The 18,805-nt window shown below is 71.0% G+C and carries 19 protein-coding genes; 8 read left to right on the forward strand and 11 right to left on the reverse strand.

The genetic code is table 11. From position 1 onward, the window contains the following. Positions 1 to 219: 219 nt before the first annotated feature. A complete protein-coding gene (locus tag ABT354_RS18955) occupies positions 220 to 1,974 on the forward strand; it encodes an acetyl/propionyl/methylcrotonyl-CoA carboxylase subunit alpha (RefSeq protein WP_351495118.1) in 1,755 nt (584 codons plus the stop codon). A 229-nt stretch (positions 1,975 to 2,203) separates the two neighbouring features. Continuing rightward, positions 2,204 to 2,806, forward strand: a complete 603-nt coding sequence (locus tag ABT354_RS18960; protein WP_351495120.1) for a TetR/AcrR family transcriptional regulator — start codon at positions 2,204 to 2,206, stop codon at positions 2,804 to 2,806. 182 nt (positions 2,807 to 2,988) lie between these two features. On the opposite strand, the gene ABT354_RS18965 is transcribed toward ABT354_RS18960, so the two are convergent. Next, entirely contained in the window at positions 2,989 to 3,972 is a 984-nt protein-coding gene (locus tag ABT354_RS18965; protein ID WP_502983451.1) for a DeoR/GlpR family DNA-binding transcription regulator, read from the reverse strand. Between the two features lie 312 nt (positions 3,973 to 4,284). Further along, positions 4,285 to 5,724 (reverse strand): NAD(P)H-quinone dehydrogenase, encoded by a 1,440-nt coding sequence (locus ABT354_RS18970; protein WP_351495124.1) that lies wholly within the window; start codon positions 5,722 to 5,724, stop codon positions 4,285 to 4,287. Positions 5,725 to 6,038: 314 nt separating this feature from the next. Between ABT354_RS18970 and ABT354_RS18975 the strand changes: the two genes are divergently transcribed. From ABT354_RS18975 to ABT354_RS18990, 4 genes are all read left to right on the forward strand, one after another. Then, entirely contained in the window at positions 6,039 to 6,476 is a 438-nt protein-coding gene (locus ABT354_RS18975) for a gamma-glutamylcyclotransferase family protein (protein WP_006347041.1), read from the forward strand. Between the two features lie 304 nt (positions 6,477 to 6,780). After that, a complete protein-coding gene (locus ABT354_RS18980; protein WP_502983445.1) occupies positions 6,781 to 7,611 on the forward strand; it encodes a purine-nucleoside phosphorylase in 831 nt (276 codons plus the stop codon). A gap of 204 nt (positions 7,612 to 7,815) precedes the next feature. Then, the gene (locus tag ABT354_RS18985; protein WP_351495127.1) at positions 7,816 to 9,471 is read left to right on the forward strand and encodes a phospho-sugar mutase; all 1,656 of its coding nucleotides are present in this window, start codon (positions 7,816 to 7,818) and stop codon (positions 9,469 to 9,471) included. Between the two features lie 541 nt (positions 9,472 to 10,012). Further along, a complete protein-coding gene (locus ABT354_RS18990; protein WP_351495129.1) occupies positions 10,013 to 10,837 on the forward strand; it encodes an isocitrate lyase/PEP mutase family protein in 825 nt (274 codons plus the stop codon). A gap of 7 nt (positions 10,838 to 10,844) precedes the next feature. Here ABT354_RS18990 and ABT354_RS18995 read toward each other — a convergent pair whose 3' ends face one another. After that, positions 10,845 to 11,087, reverse strand: a complete 243-nt coding sequence (locus tag ABT354_RS18995; protein ID WP_351495131.1) for a hypothetical protein — start codon at positions 11,085 to 11,087, stop codon at positions 10,845 to 10,847. A gap of 632 nt (positions 11,088 to 11,719) precedes the next feature. Between ABT354_RS18995 and ABT354_RS19000 the strand changes: the two genes are divergently transcribed. Beyond that, a complete protein-coding gene (locus tag ABT354_RS19000; protein WP_351495133.1) occupies positions 11,720 to 13,045 on the forward strand; it encodes an NsdA family TPR-like regulatory protein in 1,326 nt (441 codons plus the stop codon). Between the two features lie 63 nt (positions 13,046 to 13,108). On the opposite strand, the gene ABT354_RS19005 is transcribed toward ABT354_RS19000, so the two are convergent. The 8 genes from ABT354_RS19005 to ABT354_RS19040 form a co-directional block, all read right to left on the reverse strand. Further along, positions 13,109 to 14,017 (reverse strand): hypothetical protein, encoded by a 909-nt coding sequence (locus tag ABT354_RS19005; RefSeq protein ID WP_351495135.1) that lies wholly within the window; start codon positions 14,015 to 14,017, stop codon positions 13,109 to 13,111. A gap of 84 nt (positions 14,018 to 14,101) precedes the next feature. Continuing rightward, complete coding sequence (locus tag ABT354_RS19010) at positions 14,102 to 14,551, reverse strand: peptidase inhibitor family I36 protein (RefSeq protein WP_351495137.1); 450 nt, start codon at positions 14,549 to 14,551, stop codon at positions 14,102 to 14,104. A gap of 146 nt (positions 14,552 to 14,697) precedes the next feature. Next, positions 14,698 to 15,333, reverse strand: a complete 636-nt coding sequence (locus ABT354_RS19015) for a helix-turn-helix domain-containing protein (RefSeq protein ID WP_351495139.1) — start codon at positions 15,331 to 15,333, stop codon at positions 14,698 to 14,700. 398 nt (positions 15,334 to 15,731) lie between these two features. Further along, positions 15,732 to 15,989, reverse strand: a complete 258-nt coding sequence (locus tag ABT354_RS19020; RefSeq protein ID WP_351495141.1) for a hypothetical protein — start codon at positions 15,987 to 15,989, stop codon at positions 15,732 to 15,734. Between the two features lie 194 nt (positions 15,990 to 16,183). Further along, complete coding sequence (locus ABT354_RS19025) at positions 16,184 to 16,513, reverse strand: hypothetical protein (protein WP_351495143.1); 330 nt, start codon at positions 16,511 to 16,513, stop codon at positions 16,184 to 16,186. 5 nt (positions 16,514 to 16,518) lie between these two features. Beyond that, complete coding sequence (locus tag ABT354_RS19030; RefSeq protein WP_351495145.1) at positions 16,519 to 16,824, reverse strand: hypothetical protein; 306 nt, start codon at positions 16,822 to 16,824, stop codon at positions 16,519 to 16,521. A gap of 14 nt (positions 16,825 to 16,838) precedes the next feature. Beyond that, positions 16,839 to 17,144 carry a hypothetical protein gene (locus ABT354_RS19035; protein WP_351495148.1) on the reverse strand — a complete coding sequence of 102 codons (306 nt, stop codon included), beginning with the start codon at positions 17,142 to 17,144 and terminating at the stop codon, positions 16,839 to 16,841. Further along, positions 17,137 to 17,361 carry a hypothetical protein gene (locus ABT354_RS19040; protein ID WP_351495150.1) on the reverse strand — a complete coding sequence of 75 codons (225 nt, stop codon included), beginning with the start codon at positions 17,359 to 17,361 and terminating at the stop codon, positions 17,137 to 17,139. Before ABT354_RS19040 ends, ABT354_RS19035 begins: the two co-directional genes overlap by 8 nt. 205 nt (positions 17,362 to 17,566) lie before the next feature. Here ABT354_RS19040 and ABT354_RS19045 point away from each other — a divergent pair, with 205 nt between their 5' ends. Then, entirely contained in the window at positions 17,567 to 18,769 is a 1,203-nt protein-coding gene (locus ABT354_RS19045; protein ID WP_351495152.1) for a putative hexosyltransferase, read from the forward strand. Positions 18,770 to 18,805 lie beyond the last annotated feature (36 nt).

Genomic DNA, 18,805 nt, shown 5'->3' on the forward strand with positions numbered 1-18,805 from the left:
GAAACACGTCGGGCAGATGGGTTCCCTGACAGAGACCCGCACCGCTCGGGAGGGCTACGCTGCCAGGAGGAAGCCCGTCGTGCCTCGGTGCGACAAGGGATTTCGCGACCTGCGCGAGCCTCGAATCACGCTCCGTGTGGGCAAGCTCACCAATGGGGACGGGTCGAAGGGCCGTGTCGGTAGTCCCTAAACTCAGCTTGTTTCATGGAGGGAGCCATCGTGCGCAAGGTGCTCATCGCCAACCGTGGCGAAATCGCTGTACGCGTTGCCCGTGCCTGCCGGGACGCCGGAATCGGGAGCGTAGCCGTCTACGCCGACCCGGACCGGGACGCTCTGCACGTCCGCGCGGCAGACGAGGCGTTCGCCCTGGGCGGTGAGACCCCGGCCACCAGTTATCTCGACATGGCCAAGGTGCTCCAGGCCGCCCAGGATTCCGGGGCGGACGCGATCCACCCCGGTTATGGATTCCTCTCCGAGAACGCGGAGTTCGCGCAGGCGGTCATCGACGCCGGGCTGACCTGGATCGGTCCCCCGCCGTCGGCCATCCGCGACCTCGGTGACAAGGTGGCCGCCCGGCATATCGCCCAGCGCGCCGGAGCCCCGCTGGTGGCGGGCACCCCCGACCCGGTCTCCGGGGCGGACGAGGTCGTCGCCTTCGCCGAGGAGCACGGTCTGCCGATCGCCATCAAGGCGGCCTTCGGCGGTGGCGGCCGGGGACTCAAGGTGGCCCGCACTCTGGAAGAGGTGCCGGAGCTGTACGACTCCGCCGTCCGCGAGGCGGTCGCCGCCTTCGGCCGGGGCGAGTGCTTCGTCGAGCGCTATCTCGACAAGCCCCGCCATGTGGAGACCCAGTGCCTGGCCGACCGGCACGGCAATGTCGTGGTGGTCTCCACCCGTGACTGCTCCCTTCAGCGCCGTCACCAGAAGCTGGTGGAGGAGGCCCCCGCCCCCTTCCTCTCGGAGAAGCAGAACGCCGAGCTGTACAGCGCCTCCAAGGCGATCCTCAAGGAGGCCGGCTATGTCGGCGCCGGTACGGTCGAATTCCTGGTCGGGCTCGACGGCACCATCTCCTTCCTGGAGGTCAACACCCGTCTCCAGGTGGAGCACCCGGTCACCGAGGAGGTGTCCGGTATCGACCTCGTCCGCGAGATGTTCCGGATCGCCGACGGCGAGGAGCTGGGGTACGACGACCCGCCGCTGCGCGGCCACTCCTTCGAGTTCCGTATCAACGGCGAGGACCCGGGCCGCAACTTCCTGCCCGCGCCCGGCACCGTCACCGCCTTCAACCCGCCCACCGGCCCCGGTGTCCGGCTGGACGCGGGCGTGGAGTCCGGCAGTGTGATCGGCCCGGCGTGGGACTCGCTCCTCGCCAAGCTGATCGTCACCGGCGCCACCCGGGAGCAGGCGCTCCAGCGGGCGGCCCGCGCGCTGGACGAGTTCACCGTGGAGGGCATGGCCACCGCCATCCCGTTCCACCGTGCGGTGGTCAGGGACCCGGCCTTCACCAGTGACCCCTTCCGGGTCCACACCCGGTGGATCGAGACCGAGTTCGTCAATGAGATCCCCGCCTTCGCGGTGCCCGCGGCGCCCGAGGCCGAGGACGAGCCGGGCCGTGAGACGGTCGTGGTCGAGGTCGGCGGCAAGCGCCTGGAGGTGTCGCTGCCGTCCTCGCTGGGGATGACCCTGGCCCGTACCGGCCTCGCGGCGGGTGCCCGGCCCAAGCGGCGGGCGGCGAAGAAGTCCGCCTCCTCCGTCTCCGGTGACACCCTCGCCTCCCCGATGCAGGGCACGATCGTGAAGATCGCCGTCGAGGAGGGCCAGGCGGTCCAGGAGGGCGACCTCATCGTGGTCCTGGAGGCCATGAAGATGGAGCAGCCCCTGAACGCGCACCGCGCGGGCACCGTCAAGGGTCTGAGCGCCGAGGTCGGCGCCTCCATCTCGTCCGGCGCGGCCATCTGCGAGATCAAGGACTGACCCCCGTACCGCCCCCGTCCGTCCCACAGCGGCCCGGCCGCCCGGCTCACCCGGGCACCGGGCCGTTGTGCACTCCGGCCTCCCGCGCGGACCGGGGGGCTCCGTCCTCCGCTTCCGTCCTCCCCCCTCCGCTCTCTCCGTCCTCCGCTTTCTCTCGGCCCATCGCCCCCGCGATGGCATCCTGTCCTCCAACCGGGACGACCCGGCGAGCCTCAGGGAGGACCGCGCGATGGCGACCACGACGGCGGGCACGGCACGACCCATGCGGGCGGACGCCCGCCGCAACTACGAACGGCTGCTCGTCGAGGCCCGTGCCGTCTTCGCCGAGCGGGGCACCGATGCCTCGCTGGAGGAGATCGCCCGCCGCTCGGGCGTCGGCATCGGCACCCTCTACCGGCACTTCCCCAACCGCCACGCGATCATGAACGCGGTCTTCCGGGAGGCGGCCGAGACCCTGCTCGACCACTCCCGCGAGCTGGCGTACGCGGAGCGCCCCTGTGCGGCGCTCATCGAGTGGCTGCGCGCCCTCATCACCCATGCGAGTGAGTACCGAGGGCTCGCGCGGGCGCTCATGTCCGCCTCGCAGGACGCGGGTTCGGCGCTCTCCCCGTGCTGTGTGCCGCTGAACGAGGCCGGGGAGCGGCTGCTGAACCGGGCACGGGAGACGGGGGCGGTACGGGACGATGTGTCGATCCGGGATCTGATGCAGCTGACGAACGCCATCGCGCTGGCGGCCGAGCAGACACCGGACGACCCCGGGCTCCCCGACCGTCTGCTGAGTCTGACGCTCCGGGGCCTGGCCCCCTGTCCCCCGGCTGCGCCGCCCCTCTGACCTGGGAGGGTCCAGCCCTTGGCGGCCGGGTGGAGCCCTACGGCGGGCCCGCCCGGACGCCACGGTCACACGGCACGGACCTGCGGGCGGGCGCGCCCCCGCAGGCCCACCGCCCCGGCGGCCCCCGGCGGTCCCGGCGCCCCCGGGCGGCCCGGGGCCACTCGCGACGCCTCGGCGGCGCCTCAGCGGCGCCTCAGCTCCGCCATCCTGGCCGTACGCTCCATCGCGCCGCCCGGCCCCGCCACGGTGCCCGGCTCAAGACCGCCCGCCGGGCCGAGCCGCTGCGGCCCTGGACCGGCCCCGCCCCGGGTACGGCGCTGCCCGGGCAGCGGCACCTCGCGCCGCTGCGGCCGGGCCTTCTCCTGGTCGGCCCCGCCGCTCTGGCCCCCCGGGGCACCCCCGCTCGCGGGCGGTGGCGCCGGGGCCCCGGCGACGGTGATCTGCACCCCCTGGTCCGCCAGCGCCTGAAGCTCCGTGGCGGCCCGCTCGTCATGGGCCGGGGGCTCGTCCGTCACCAGCCGGGTGATGACATCCGTGGGCACGGTCTGGAACATGGTGTCGGCGCCGATCTTGGTGTGGTCGGCGAGGACCACGACCTCCCCCGCCGCCTGCACCAGCGCCCGGTCGACGCTGGCCGAGAGCATGTTGGAGGTGGAGAGCCCCCGCTCGGCGGTCAGCCCGCTGCCGGAGAGGAAGGCCCGGGAGACCCGCAGCCCCTGGAGGGACTGCTCGGCACCACTGCCCACCAGGGCGTAGTTGGAGCCGCGCAGGGTCCCTCCGGTCATGACGACCTCGACCCGGTTGGCGTGGGCGAGCGCCTGCGCGACGAGCAGGGAGTTGGTGACAACGGTCAGTCCGGGCACCCGGGCGAGCCGTCTGGCCAGCTCCTGGGTGGTGGTCCCGGCACCGACGACGATGGCCTCGCCCTCTTCGACAAGCCCGGCGGCGAGATCGGCGATGGCCGTCTTCTCCGCGGTGGCCGACAGGGATTTCTGGGGAAAGCCGGACTCGCGGGTGAACCCGCCCGGCAGGACCGCACCGCCGTGCCGGCGGTCGAGGAGTCCTTCGGCCTCCAGCGCCCGCACATCACGTCGTACGGTCACTTCGGAGGTCTGGACGACGCGGGCGAGCTCACGGAGTGACACGGCTCCGTTGGCACGCACCATTTCAAGGATCAATTGGCGACGTTCTGCAGCGAACACGAAACTGACAGTAACCTGAGCGGCCGATAGTTTTCAGCAGTATGCGCCGAATAATAAGTAGTGCGCTCACCGAGGGCCATCAAGTGGTATGAGGGAGCCAGCAGTTGGCTTTTGAACGACCAATACGGTGATCGCGGCGGAGAACGTACCGACCGGAACAGCGGAACACTCCGGCCGGAACAGCGGAACGCGTCGGCCGCGCGGGGCGGACACGGAAGGGGTGCGGCCCGGCCGACCGGCCGGGCGACACCCCTTTTCGCGTGCGCGGATTCCCCGTCAGCCCTCGCCGGACGTCTTGCGGGTGTGCAGCTGGCGGGCCACCTCCGCGATCGATCCCGACAGCGAGGGGTAGACGGTGAAGGCGTTGGCGATCTGCTCCACCGTCAGATTGTTGTCGACCGCGAGCGAGATCGGATGGATCAGCTCACTGGCGCGCGGGGCGACCACACAGCCGCCGACCACGATTCCCGTACCCGGCCGACTGAAGATCTTCACAAAGCCGTCGCGGATCCCCTGCATCTTCGCGCGGGGGTTGCGGAGCAGCGGCAGCTTGACGACGCGCGCGTCGATGGTGCCCGCGTCCACATCGGCCTGGGTGCAGCCGACGGTGGCGATCTCCGGGTCGGTGAAGACATTGGCCGATACGGTCTTCAGGTCGAGCGGGGTGACCGCGTCGCCCAGGAAGTGGTACATCGCGATCCGGCCCTGCATCGCGGCGACCGAGGCCAGCGCGAAGACCCCGGTGACATCGCCGGCCGCGTAGACACCCTGGGCACTGGTCCGCGAGACCCGGTCGGTCCAGATGTGGCCGGACTCCTTGAGCCGGACACCCGCCTCCTCCAGGCCCATGCCCGCGCTGTTGGGGATCGCGCCGACCGCCATCAGACAGTGCGTACCGGAGATCACCCGGCCGTCGGAGAGGGTGACCTCGACCCGGTCGCCGACCCTCTTGGCGGACTCGGCGCGGGAGCGGGCCATGACATTCATGCCCCGGCGGCGGAAGACGTCCTCCAGCACGGCGGCGGCGTCCGGGTCCTCGCCGGGGAGCACCCGGTCGCGGGAGGAGACCAGGGTGACCCGGGAGCCCAGCGCCTGGTAGGCACCGGCGAACTCGGCGCCGGTGACACCGGAGCCGACCACGATCAGCTCCTCGGGCAGCTCCTCCAGGTCGTAGACCTGGGTCCAGTTGAGGATCCGCTCGCCGTCCGGGAGGGCGTCGGGGATCTCCCGGGGGTGACCGCCGGTCGCGATCAGCACCGCGTCGGCGACGAGGGTCTCCTCGGTGCCGTCGGCGGCGCGCACCACGACCTTGCGGGAGCCGTCCGCCGCCTGGCCGCCCTCCAGCCGGCCCCGGCCGCGCACCACCCGGGCGCCGGCCCGGGTGACCGAGGCGGTGATGTCGTGCGACTGGGCGAGCGCCAGACGCTTCACCCGGCGGTTGACCTTGCCGAGGTCGACACCGACGACGCGGGCGCTCTGCTCCATCGGCGGGGTGTCGTCGGCCACGATGATGCCCAGCTCCTCGTAGGAGGAGTCGAAGGTGGTCATCACCTCGGCCGTGGCGATCAGGGTCTTGGAGGGCACGCAGTCGGTCAGCACGGACGCGCCGCCGAGGCCGTCGCAGTCGACGACGGTCACCTCCGCGCCGAGTTGGGCGCCCACCAGGGCCGCCTCGTATCCGCCGGGTCCGCCGCCGATGATCACGATCCGGGTCACTGGGGTTACGCCTCGCGCTCTCGTTGCTGCGGGGGTGTCCATCCCGCTGGGCTGAGTCCCACGGGTGGGCTGGAGTACGTACCCCATTGTCCCGCACGCTTCAAGTTGCTCGCCGCCGGGGCCCTCCATGTGGGCGAAGGGCCGGGACCGGGCCCCCGCCCAGGGCTCCGACGGGACCGCCGGGGCGCCTCCGGAAGGTCCTCGGGACGGCCTTCGGGAAGGATGTCCGGCGGCGGTACGGGGGCGGGGTCCGACGCCTCCGTAACACAGCGGGGAAGGGCGACCACCCATGCCCCTCCCGTACCCTCAATCCCATGTCGCTCTACGCCGCGTACGCCGGCAACCTCGACGCGCGGCTGATGACCCGCCGCGCCCCGCACTCCCCGCTGCGCGGCACCGGCTGGCTCAACGGCTGGCGGCTCACGTTCGGCGGGGAGCAGATGGGCTGGGAGGGCGCGCTGGCCACGATCGTGGAGGCGCCGCGCTCACAGGTCTTCGTCGCCCTCTACGACATCGCCCCGATGGACGAGGACTCGATGGACCGCTGGGAGGGTGTCGGGCTCGACATCTACCGGCGGATGCGGGTCCGGGTGCACACCCTGGACGGCGAGGAGCCCGCCTGGGTGTATGTCCTGAACGGGTACGAGGGCGGGCTGCCGTCGGCGCGCTACCTCGGGGAACTCGCCGACGCGGCGGAGTCGGCGGGGGCGCCGCACGACTATGTGATGGAGCTGCGCAAGCGGCCCTGCTGAGCCCTGGCCCCCGGGGCGGCGGGCCCCGGGGAATGGCCGCGCGCCGGTATTCACTCCCCTTCCGCTCCCCTGCCCCCCCTTCTTCCCCCCCCCTTTCGCTCCTCTCCCACTCCCCTCCCACTCCCCTTTCGCGCCCCTTTGATCCGGCGCCTTCGCGGGACCTTCCCCCGATGTTCCCGGGAGGTTTCCGGAGCGGTTGTCCGGCGTTCGGGGAGCCCTTTGTCGGAAACGACAAGACAACGATCCGGGGACCTTGTGCCACAGCATCTACGCGCGTAGGGAATCAGCGGTTACTCTCATTCGCGTGAACGCACATGTGAATCCGGAGCACGACGGCGCCAGCGCCGACCCCTACCGCGCGGCCGATACCGCCGCCGCGCGGCTGCGCGAGCTGACCGGTGCCGAGACGCACGACGTGGCCCTGGTCATGGGCTCCGGCTGGGCCCCGGCCGTGGAGGCGCTCGGCGCCCCCGAGGCCGAGTTCCCGGTGACCGACCTGCCCGGCTTCCCGCCGCCCGTGGTCCAGGGCCACGGCGGCCGGATCCGCTCGTACCGGATCGGCGAGAAGCGCGTCCTGGTCTTCCTCGGCCGTACGCACTACTACGAGGGCCGGGGCGTCGCCTCCGTCGCCCACGGGGTGCGCACCGCCGTCGCCGCGGGCTGCAAGACCGTGGTCCTCACCAACGGCTGCGGCGGTCTGCGCGAGGGCATGCGCCCCGGGCAGCCCGTGCTGATCAGCGACCACCTCAACCTCACGGCCGCCTCGCCGATCGTCGGCGCGAACTTCGTGGACCTCACCGACCTGTACTCCCCCCGGCTGCGGACGCTCTGCAAGGAGATCGACCCGGCGCTGGAGGAGGGCGTGTACGTCCAGTTCCCCGGCCCGCACTACGAGACCCCCGCCGAGATCAACATGGTCCGGGTCCTCGGCGGCGACCTGGTGGGCATGTCCACCGTCCTGGAGGCCATCGCGGCCCGTGAGGCGGGCGCCGAGGTCCTGGGCATCTCCCTGGTCACCAATCTGGCGGCCGGGATGAGCGGCGAGCCGCTCAACCATGAAGAGGTGCTCCAGGCGGGCCGTGACTCGGCCGCGCACATGGGCGAGCTGCTGACGCGGGTACTGGCCCGCATCTGATCGACGGGCCCGGCGGCACCGCCGGGCGGACCGGCCACGTCCGGTGGAACCGGTCACGTCCGGGCGGGGTCCCTTTCCCGCCCGGACGTTCCTGTTCCCCGGGCCGGCGGGCACCACTGCCCGTACGGGCCCCTTGCGGACCGACGGACGGCACAGCGCCCGTACACAGGGCATGGACACCACAGCGCGAAAGGCGGAGCGAGCGTGCAGCAGGACCAGGATCTCTTGGCACGGGCCCGGACATGGCTGGCCGAGGACCCCGACCCGGACACCCGGGCGGAACTCGGCGCACTGATCGAGGCGGGCGACACCGACGGGCTCGCCGACCGGTTCTCCGGGACGCTCCAGTTCGGGACCGCCGGGCTCCGGGGCGAGCTGGGCGCGGGCCCCATGCGGATGAACCGCGCCGTGGTGATCCGCGCCGCCGCCGGGCTCGCCGCGTATCTGAAGGCCCAGGGGCAGGGCGACGGGCTGGTCGTCGTCGGCTACGACGCCCGCTACAAGTCCGCCGACTTCGCCCGGGACACGGCGGCCGTCATGGTCGGCGCGGGGCTGCGCGCCGCCGTGCTGCCGCGCCCGCTGCCGACGCCCGTCCTCGCCTTCGCCATAAGGCAGCTGGGTGCCGTGGCGGGCGTGGAGGTCACCGCGAGCCACAACCCGCCGCGCGACAACGGCTACAAGGTCTATCTGGGCGACGGCTCCCAGATCGTGCCGCCCGCGGACGTGGAGATCGCGGCGGAGATCGCCGCCGTCGAGGCCCTGGCGGATGTGGCGCGCGCCGACTCCGGCTGGGAGATCCTCGGCGACGAGGTCCTGGACGCGTATCTGGCCCGTACCGACGCGGTCCTCACCCCCGGCTCCCCCCGGACCGCCCGGGTCGTCCACACCGCCCTGCACGGCGTGGGCACCGCCGTGCTGACCGCCGCGTTCGCCCGCGCGGGCTTCCCCGAGCCGGTCCTCGTCGCGGAGCAGGCCGAGCCCGACCCGGCGTTCCCGACGGTCGCGTTCCCCAACCCGGAGGAGCCGGGCGCGATGGACCTCGCCTTCGCGACGGCGCGCCGGGCCGGCCCGGACATCGTGATCGCCAACGACCCCGACGCGGACCGCTGCGCCGTCGCCGTCCCCGACGGGGGCGACTGGCGGATGCTCCGCGGCGACGAGGTCGGCGCGCTGCTCGCCGCCCACCTCGTCCGCGGCGGCGCGCGCGGCACCTTCGCCGAGTCCATCGTCTCCTCCTCGCTGCTGGGGCGGATCGCCGAGGCGGCGGGGGTCGGGTACGAGGAGACCCTCACCGGCTTCAAGTGGATCGCCCGCGTGGAGGGGCTGCGGTACGGGTACGAGGAGGCGCTCGGCTACTGCGTCGACCCCGAGGGCGTCCGCGACAAGGACGGCATCACGGCGGCGCTGCTCGTCGCCGAGCTGGCGTCGGTCCTCAAGGAGGAGGGGCGCACCCTCACCGACCTCCTGGACGACCTCGCCGTCGAGCACGGCCTCCACGCCACGGACCAGCTCTCCGTCCGGGTGAAGGACCTCGGCGTCATCGCCGACGCCATGCGCACGCTGCGGGCCACCCCGCCGACCGCCCTGGCCGGGCTCACCGTCACCTCCGCCGAGGATCTGGCCGAGGGCAGCGCCGCCCTTCCGCCCACGGACGGCCTCCGCTACCACCTCACGGGCGCCCTCAAGGCCCGCGTCATCGTCCGCCCGAGCGGGACCGAGCCCAAACTCAAGTGCTACCTGGAGGTCGTCGTCCCGGTCCCCACCCCAACGGCCCTCCCCTCGGCCCGCACCCGCGCCACGGATGTCCTCGCGACCCTGAAGCACGACCTCGCCTCGGCGGCGGGCCTCCCGTCGACCTGAGCCTCACCACCAGGTAAATCAAGCCCCTCCGGCGTTTGAGGAGCGGGGGCCTCAATCCCAGCCTCGTGGGGGTCCCCCCGGACGAAGTCTGGGGGAGTTTGAGAAGCGGGGGCCTCAAACTCCAGCCCCTCCGGCGCTTGAGGAGCGGGGGTCGGGGCTGGCCCCGACAGGTGCCTCAATCTCAGCCCCTCCGGCGATTGAGGAGCAGGGGTTCGGGGGCTGGCCCCCGACGTGTGCCCGAGCCCGCCCGGGGCTGAGGTCCGTCCTCAAGCGCCGGACAGGCTGGTTTTGTGCGGGCAGCCCGTACCTAGGGGGCTTGGAGCGAGGTGACTCGCGAGTGCGGGGGCGGGGGCCTCCGGGCTCACCTCCTCGGGGCCGGCAGACCGAGGAGAAGGTCAAGCCCAAGGGACCGTCCGCCGGTCCCCTGCGGGGGCGACCCTGCACCCCCCACCCTCGTGCCACCAGGCCAACCGCCCCGGGGCGCGGGCAGACCGCGACGGGGGACGGGGGCCCGGCTCGGCCCCCATGGTGCAATGCCCCCATGGCAACCCTCCTCGACAAGGCACAAACCTTCCGCTCCCTGCACATCCCGGGCACCCCCCTGATCCTCCCCAACGCCTGGGACGCCGCCACCGCCCGCATCGTCGCCGACGCCGGCGCCCCCGCCGTCGCCACCACCAGCGCCGGCCTCGCCTGGTCACTGGGCCACGGCGACGGGAACCACCTCACCCGCGACCAGGCACTCGCCGCGATCTCCCGGATCACCGCCGCCGTGGACGTACCGGTCACCGCCGACATCGAACGCGGCTACGCGACCGATCCCGCCGGCGTCGCCGAGACCGTCCACGGCGTCCTCGCGGCCGGGGCGGTCGGCATCAACCTGGAGGACACCCTTCGCCCCATCGCCGAGCAGGCCGAACGGATCGCGGCGGCCCGCACCGCGGCGGACGACGCGGGCGTCCCGTTGTTCATCAACGCCCGCATCGACACCCACCGCCTGCCCCCCGGCGACCGCGCCGCGTGGATGGCGGAGACCCGCACCCGTGCCATCGCCTACGCCGCGGCCGGCGCGGACGGCATCTTCGTCCTCGGCACGCCGGACGTCGCGACGATCGGAACGCTCGCCGCGTCCGTCCCCCTGCCGCTGAACGTCCTGGCCGAACCCGGCGCGCCCGCCGTGCCCGAACTGGCCGCCGCGGGAGTCGCCCGCGTCAGCGCGGGGTCCTCCATCGCCGAGGCGGCCTACGCGCTGGTGAGCCGGGCCGCCCGCGAACTGCTGACCCAGGGCACGACGACCGCGCTGCGGGGCAAGTACGACTACGCCACGCTCAATGCCCTGCTCCTGGACGAACGGACGGGCGGCTGAGGCACGGTCAGCGGGGGTCGTCGACCGGCTCGGATGTGGTGTGGGACCAGCGGGCGACCGTTCGCGCGTCGGCCATCTCGGCTTCGGTGGCCAGGAGGTGGTCCAGCCGTCCGGCGCGGGTGTCGGTGACGAAGAGGGTGAAGGCGACCCGGGGGACGACCAGCGCGGGCTGAGGGCTGTCGCAGTCGCGAAGCCGGATCATGCGCAGGCCGTACGGTCCGTCGGGGGCCGGTGTGGCGTTGAGGGACATGGGTGTCTCCCTTGAGGGTGAGGGGGGTGGGTTCTACGGGTGGGCCCCGGCCGCCCGAATGCGGGGGTGGCGGCCGGGGCCCGGGGGCCCGCCCAGGGCAGGGGTACGGGCGGACCCGCTTGAAGCCGCCCTCCGTGGCCCGGAGAGGATCACCGCTGAACCAGCGGGCCACGGAGGACGGGGCTTTTCAGAGCCGCTCGGCCAGGCTCAAGGTGTGCAGACCGACCGAGAGCGACCAGGCGGCGAGCAAGGCCACCGTGCGGGCTATCGACTTTCCTCGTCGCTCTCGCACGAATGTGCCTTTCTGACAATCGCGTGGAACGGACCGAACCGCACGCGGAGTTCGTGATCGTCCTGTATCCGCAGGCGGAGGGCCCTGAGGAGCGCGCTGTCCCCGGAGGGCTCGGGCAAGAGCGGGGGCGGTTGACTCACCGGTCACCTCCCACCGGTAATGAACTGTCCCCAGGTCGGGGAGTACCGCTGCGCCGCGCCATGAGCGACCTTTCGATCTCGGTGTGTCTGTGATCGAGAAAACCGCTCGGACGGCGCCGGGGGTACCGTGGAAGCAGAAACGGCATTTAAGCGCGTTAAAGGCACCCAAGGACCGTCTCGTACAGGGGAGTTGTCTGCACATGGCAGACCGCGAATCGAACGAATGTTTAAAGCGCCTGCACGCCGAAGCGGACTGGTCCTTGCGCCAGTTCGCCCATCTGGTCAACCGCGTCGGTACGGAACAGGGCCATACGACCCGGTACCAGCCGCCCTCCGTCCATCAATGGATCCATGGGCAAATGCCGAGAGCGGCCACCCGCCCCCTGATCCTGGAGGCGCTCTCCCGGCGGCTCGGCCGGCCGATCACCGCGATGCAGGCGGGCTTTCCGCCCCCTCCCGATGGCGGTCCCCCACCGGGAACGGTCGAAGGTCTGATCGATCTGGGCAGCGCGGACATGGACCCGTCACGCCGAGGTGTCATGGGCGCGGCGCTCTTCTCCGTCGCCCTGACCGTCCCCGACTGGCAGGATGTCGTGGGCCGGATGGAGGCCGTCCAGAGCGGGAAGACGCCGCGCATGGGGATGGGCGAGGTGGACATGGTGACCGCCATGACCGAGCGACTCTCCGACCTGGACGATCAGTTCGGCGGCAGACATGCCCGGCCGATGGCGGCGGCCTTCCTGGTGAACACGGTGTCGCCCTATCTACGGACAGACGCTAAAGATGAAGTACGCAAGGCGATGATGTCCGCTGCGTCCGATCTGTGCTATCTCACGGGCTATATGGCCGTCGATGAAGGGATACACGGACTGGGCCAGCGTTACTACACGAAAGCCCTGGAGCTGGCCGGGGCGGCGGAGGATCACCTCACGTACTGCACAACACTGCGCGGAATGAGCGTGCAGTCCGTAGATCTCGGCCATGGACCAATAGCAGTGAGACTCGGTGACGCCGCCGCTTCCGCCTCCCCGCAGGCAGGTCCCAGGATGCGTGCATTCCTCGCCGGACAACAGGCCCACGCATACGCGCAGGTAGGGGACCGGCCCAATGCGATGAGGTTCCTTAAAGACGCCGAAATGGCCATGGAGAAGGCCGAGTCCCGGGAAAAGACCTTCGGCTCGTACGATCCGGCGGCACTCGCCTATCACACTGCGCAGGTCCGTTACGAACTGGGAGACACCAAGGGTTCGATCGCCTCTCTTACTGCAAGCAATAGGCTTCGGCCCAGCAAGTTCCGCAGGGGCCAGGTCCGGCATCTTGCACTCCTCGCGGAGCGGCAGCTCGAAATGGGCAATCTGGAGCTGGCGTGTGAGACCTGGGGGAGTTCGCTCGACCTCTACCCCGGTGTGCAGTCCGGCCGCTGCGATGCCCGGATGGTGGAGATGCGCAAGCGTATCCGCCCCTACCTCGGAAACCGCTACGCGAAGGCGCTGCACGAACGCGCGAGATCGACGCTTCCCATGTGATCGACAGCGGCCCCGCCCCCTCCGCTCCGGGGCGGGGCCGTCGCCGGCCGGGCGGCGCCCGGCTCAGGAGGACGTATCGCGGAGGATCTTCCGCGCGGCGGCGAGCCGGTCGGTCCGGGTGTGCGCGAGGTCCCGGAAGGTGTCGGGATCCGACCGGATGGCGGCGTTCTGCACCTGGCGGTCGACGCGGACCCAGGTGGCGAGGAAGCCGGTGCTCTGCTTGCAGCGCACATCGTCGCGGGCGACGGAGAGTTCACGGGCCGTGGGACGGGGCGACTTCTTCCAGGCGGGGTCGTCGAAGGGGCGGTCCGGGTCGGGGTAGGCGTGGCCCTCTCGCTTCATGCAGGCGCTCCACCGCCGGTTGGCGTCGAGGACATCGGGGTGTCGGCGGGCTGTGGCGAAGGTCTGCGTCGAATGCCTGGCGAGCAGTTCCCCGCGGCTGGTCCGGACATCCCGCTCCATACGGAGATGCGCCTTCTTCCAGCAACCTCCGGTCGCGCCGTCGGGGCCGTAGGCGGCACGACGCTCCTCGGCCGGAAGGGTGGTCCGGCCGGCGTACACGGCCTCCAGCCGTTCACGAGCCGGGGTCGCGGGCGGCATGCGATATCCGTAGCGGGCAGCGTCGCCGGGAATGGCAAGCCCGTAGCGGCGGTCGTGCGACCCACCCGTGTCCGCCCGGGTGAGCGGCGGCAGCGGTGTCCACCGCATGCCCCGGTCGCGCATGCAGGCGCCGAGGAGACGGTCCTCCGCCCGCTGGATCAGCTGGCCCTCGGCAGGGGTCGTTTCATACGCGTCGAACGGAAGAACCAGGGTCGCGATGTCCACCGGGCCCGTCGGGAAAGTGGGGGCGGGCGTGGCACGGGGCGCGGCGGCCGGCCGGTCTCCAGGGCCGAGCGTGGTGAGGAGAGTGACGACCACGGCGACGGCGACGGCGGCTGAGATGAGGAGGGTGATGTGACGGGCGCGGGTCACAAGAGCCCTTTCGGGAATCGCGTTCAGGGCATGGCGGGGAGGTGCCCCGGCGCGACGCGCCGGGGCACCTGTGACGGGGAGAACTTAACTGAAGATGAGGCAGCTGATCGTGTTGTTGAAGCCGCCCAGATTGGTGAAATCAACGCCGTTGGCAAAGCCGACATTGTCCCCGCGGCAGTTTCCGTCCCTGCTGCCGATGGTGTACATCTGGACCCACCTGCCAGTCCGGTTCTTGGCCGAGTTGGCTCCATTGTCGACCGAGATGCTGGTGCCGTCCCAATAGTTGTCGCCCAACCAGTGGTTCGTGGCGGTGAACGACACCGTGTACCCGGAGAAGTTGTTGCCTCCATAGAGGTGGAGCCGGCCCGTCTGTGCCGCCCCCGACTCGCCACTCTTCGATGCCTCGACAGAAACAGGCGCGGCGCCGGCGGGGTTCTCGGCCGCGGTGGCCGAGCCGGCGGTGACCATCCCCATTCCCATGGCCGCCAGGAGCGCTACAGCCGCCGGAATCTTCCTCGACATGGTGCGATTCACAATTATCTCCTTGTGAGTTCGGACCCAGGAGGGCTCGTTCCTGAAACGAGCCCGGTGAATCTGCGGGCTGACTCAAAGATTAGGGAGGCGACAAGTGAAAGAGTTGGCGATCCATGTGGAGAACTTGGCCGTCCGTGTATCACGTATCACGCGACCCGGGCCTGCTGTCGGAACGCTCGCGGGCTCACGCCGTACGCGTTGCGGAACGCCCGGCTGAAGGCGGCGGCGTCGGTGAAGCCCCAGCGCGCGGCGATGACATGGATGGGCCGCTGCCGCTGATCCACCGCGACGAGGTCGGCGCGGCACCGCTCAAGGCGCCGTCGGCGGATCCACGCGGCGACGCCCTCTTCCTGCGTGCGGAAGAGGGCGTAGAGGGTACTGAGCGAGATGTGGTGGCGGTCCGCGACAGCCTGTGGGGTGAGACAGGGGTCCGCGAGATTCGTCTCGATGAACGAGTGGATACGCTGGAGTGCGGTCTTTTCCCCGGTCTCGGCCGGCAGCGTGTTACACGCACCGAGATGCCGGGAAAGAAAATCTGACGTCATGTCCAATAAGGACTGTTGCAGCGACTGAAGCTCCCGTGGAGTACACGCTGGACCATGCGACATCAGAGAGTCGAGGAAGTTGTTCAGGATGGCGTCGACACCTTGATGAGCGGGGGGTCTGTCCAGCTTGCTCCTCTCCCTGTGGGCATAATCCACCATGCAGAGGTGGGCCAGAGCGAAGAAGATCGCATCGTCGTGGTGCGGACGATGCGTGTTGCGCCGTTGGGATATCTCCATCTGCGCTCCCTTGTGATCGGACCGATGGGACGATTGCCACGATCGCTCTACCGGATCAGACCGCACCGGTTTCGGAACTCCGGTGCGCAAGGGAAAGGGCGCCACAAGGGCGCGTACGGGCCGGTGATCACGCGGAGATCGAGGGCCCCCGAGGGTCGGGCGGACGCGCGCCGACGCACGGTCTTCTCTCACACCATGCGCATAAGGCCAGGTGAGACCCAGGTGAACCACCCGTCCTTCTGTCCACGGCAGTCGCACTGATCCGGTTCCCGTAGATGGTTCCGTACCTATGTGCACCGTGCAACCACGCACGGACCAAACGCCCCCGCCGCCCCACCGGAAACGCAGCGGCCCCGCCCCCTCAGGACAAGGGGACGGGGCCGACGGTGCGGGGGTTCCTAGCGCGCTATGAGCGCCCAGGCGACGCCGCGCTGCTCACACCACCAGATGATGCCCCACCGCCACTCGCCGGCCTTGCCCGCGTTCTTGCACTCCAGTTCGGTCCCGTACCAGGCGACGGGATAGAACGGGGTCCGCACCGAGGCAGTCGTCGTGGCTTCGGCGGGGGCCGCCGTGGCAGTCGTGGATGAGACACCGAGGGCCAGCGCGGCGCCGGCGAGGGTGATTCCGATGGCAGTGGCTGAGCGTCTGAACATGAAGAACTCCCTTGTCAGAAGGGGGGACATGAACGGAGCGTGCGCTTGCGGAGGCCGCCCGACCAGCGGCCAAGGAGGAAACTAGCCAAAGTCCCGGAAGGTCGACAAGAGGTCTACACCATTCATTTGACGCCGCGCCGGGATTATCCACATACGCCCCTCGGCCACGCCCGGAGCGACGCCGTTCCTCCAGGTCACACCGGTGAGCGGGCGCCCTCCGGCGGGGGCGGGGCGGGGACGACGGCGGGGGTCGCCATGCCGTTCTCCTCCAGGGCGATGGGGCCCATTTCGACACTGCGGACCAGGACCCCGGGGAAGTCCTCGAACCGACTCAGCGCGTCCGCGACGGCCGCCGTGAGGGTGTCCGCCCAGACGATGCAGATGAACCGGCTGTAGCCCGGCCTCTCGGCCAGCCCCAGGGCTCCGTCATGGAAACGGTCGAGATGGTCCAGAGTGCTGGCCTGCTCCTCAGTCAGCGGGGCATCCAGCACAAGGTTGAAGTACCAGCTGCGCACAGTTCCCATGCCTCTCACACGGACAGCGGCGGAGGCGCGGGAACAACGGCCGGAGTCGCCATGCCGTTCTCCTCCAGCGCCATCTCGTCCAGCTCGACACTCCGGACAAGTACCCCCGGAAGGTCCTCGAACCGGCCCAGCGCGTCGGCAATCGCCTGGGTCAGCGTCTCGGCCTCGAAGGAACACGTGAACCGGGAGTAACCCGGCCTCTCCGCCAGGTGGATGCGCCCGTCGTGGAAGCTGGCCAACTCCGTCAGCCTGTCATCCTGCTCTTCGGTAAGGGCATCCTGAAGGACCAGGCTGAAGTACCAGTTACGCACAGTTCCGATGCCTCTCACACGGACAGCGGCGGAGGTGCCGGGACCACGGCCGGGGTCGCCATGCCGTTCTCCTCCAACGCGATCTCGTCCAGTTCGACACTGCGGACCAGAACACCGGGGAAGTCCTCGAACCGGCCCAGCGCGTCGGCAATCGCCTGGGTCAGCGTCTCGGCCTCGAAGGAGCACGTGAACCGGGAATCGCCCGGCCCCTCCTCCAAGTGGATGCGCCCGTCGTGGAAGCTGGCCAACTCCGTCAGCCTGTCATCCTGCTCTTCGGTAAGGGCATCCTGAAGGACCAGGCTGAAGTACCAGTTACGCACAGTTCCGATGCCTCCGAGTGAATCGATCGATGTCCCGAGCCTCTTCGCTCGGATTCTGCGGGGTGCAGGCCACCGGGTACCTGCGATTGCAGGGACAGCAGACGACGAGCCCCCAGCGGTGCCCCTTCCCCGTATGCGTCACCTTGAGCCCCGCCGCCTCCGCGCGCCTCAGCGCCGCCTCGACGTCCTTCTTCTGGTGCCGGTCACCAAGTCCCATGCCACCACGTCCTAACGCCCCGGCGACAGCACCCGCAGCCGAACAGAAGGCGAGTCGCCCGAACGAGCGACCTCGGCGGGCGCGGCACCGGCGGGTCGGGGCGTACGGGTGAATCTGGCACGGCACCCCGGGGCCCACCCCCGCGTCGCGCGGTCGTTTGGACAGGGTGACCCGGTAGGACCCGCCGAATCGAGGAGCGCCGCCGTTGTCCCCCGCCGCGACCGCTCGTCCGTATCCGCGCGTGCCCGCGTCCCGGCGGCCCGCTCCCCCCAAGGGCACGGCGGGGCCTGGGGCGGGGGCGCGGCTGGTGCGGTCGTTGCGGTGGGCCGGGCCCGCGCTCGCCGGGTATCTGGTGGTGCGGCTCTGCGGGCTGCTGGCCGTCGCCCGGCTGGCGCACGCCCAGGACCACGGGGTCTGGCCGGTGCTCGCCGGCTCCTGGGACTCCCGCTGGTATCTGGACATCGCCGCGCACGGCTACGCGGACGAGCTGGGCACCCGGGTCAACGCCAACAATCTGGCGTTCTTCCCGCTCTACCCCTTCCTGGTCCGGGGGCTCGCCGCCGTCCTGCCCGGGTCGGCCGGATCGGTGGCCCTCGGCGTCGCCGTGGTCTGCTCCGGCGCGGCGGCGTGGGGGATCTTCGCCGTCGGCGACCATCTCCACGGGCGGCGCACCGGCACCCTGCTGGCCATGGTGTGGGGCGCCCTGCCGGTCGCGGTGGTGCAGTGGATGGCGTACACGGAGTCACTGTTCACAGCGTTGACCGCGTGGTCCCTGTACGCGGCGCTCACCCGCCGCTGGCTGCTCGCCGGAGCCCTCGCCTCGCTCGCCGGGCTCACCCGGCCCACCGGGATCGCGGTGGCCGCCGCGATCTCCCTCGCCGCGCTGCTCGCCTGCCGCCGCCGACCCCGCGCACCCGCCGTGGCGGGCGCACTGCTGGCACCGCTGGGGTGGCTCGCGTATCTGATCTGGGTGGGGGTACGGGTGGGCCGCCCGGACGGCTACTTCGCGGTGCAGCGACTCTGGAAGAACGAGTGGGACGGCGGCCGGGCGACCCTGCTGGAACTGCGCCAGCAGCTGGTGTACGCGAGCCGCCCGCCGCTCTTTCTGCTGCTGGTGTCGGCGGTGCTGGTGGTGTCGCTGGTGCTGTACGCGCTGTGTCTGGCCGATCGTCAGCCGCTGCCGCTGCTGGTCCTCAGCGGGGTGCTGCTGCTGGTGGTCCTGGGCAGCGAGGGCGTCTACTTCCCCCGGGCCCGCTTCCTGCTGCCCGCCTTCCCCCTGCTGCTGCCCGTCGCCCGCGCGCTGGCCGGGGCGCGGGCGGTGACGGCGGGGGTGATCCTGACGTCGATGACGGCCCTCTCGGCCTGGGCGGGCGCCTACATGCTCCTGGTGTGGAACGGTCCGCCGTGACAGGGGGAGGCAAAGCCAGTCGGATGTTCCCCGGCC

Origin of the sequence: Streptomyces sp. NPDC000594, from assembly GCF_040299965.1 — a bacterium.
Lineage (GTDB): Bacteria > Actinomycetota > Actinomycetes > Streptomycetales > Streptomycetaceae > Streptomyces.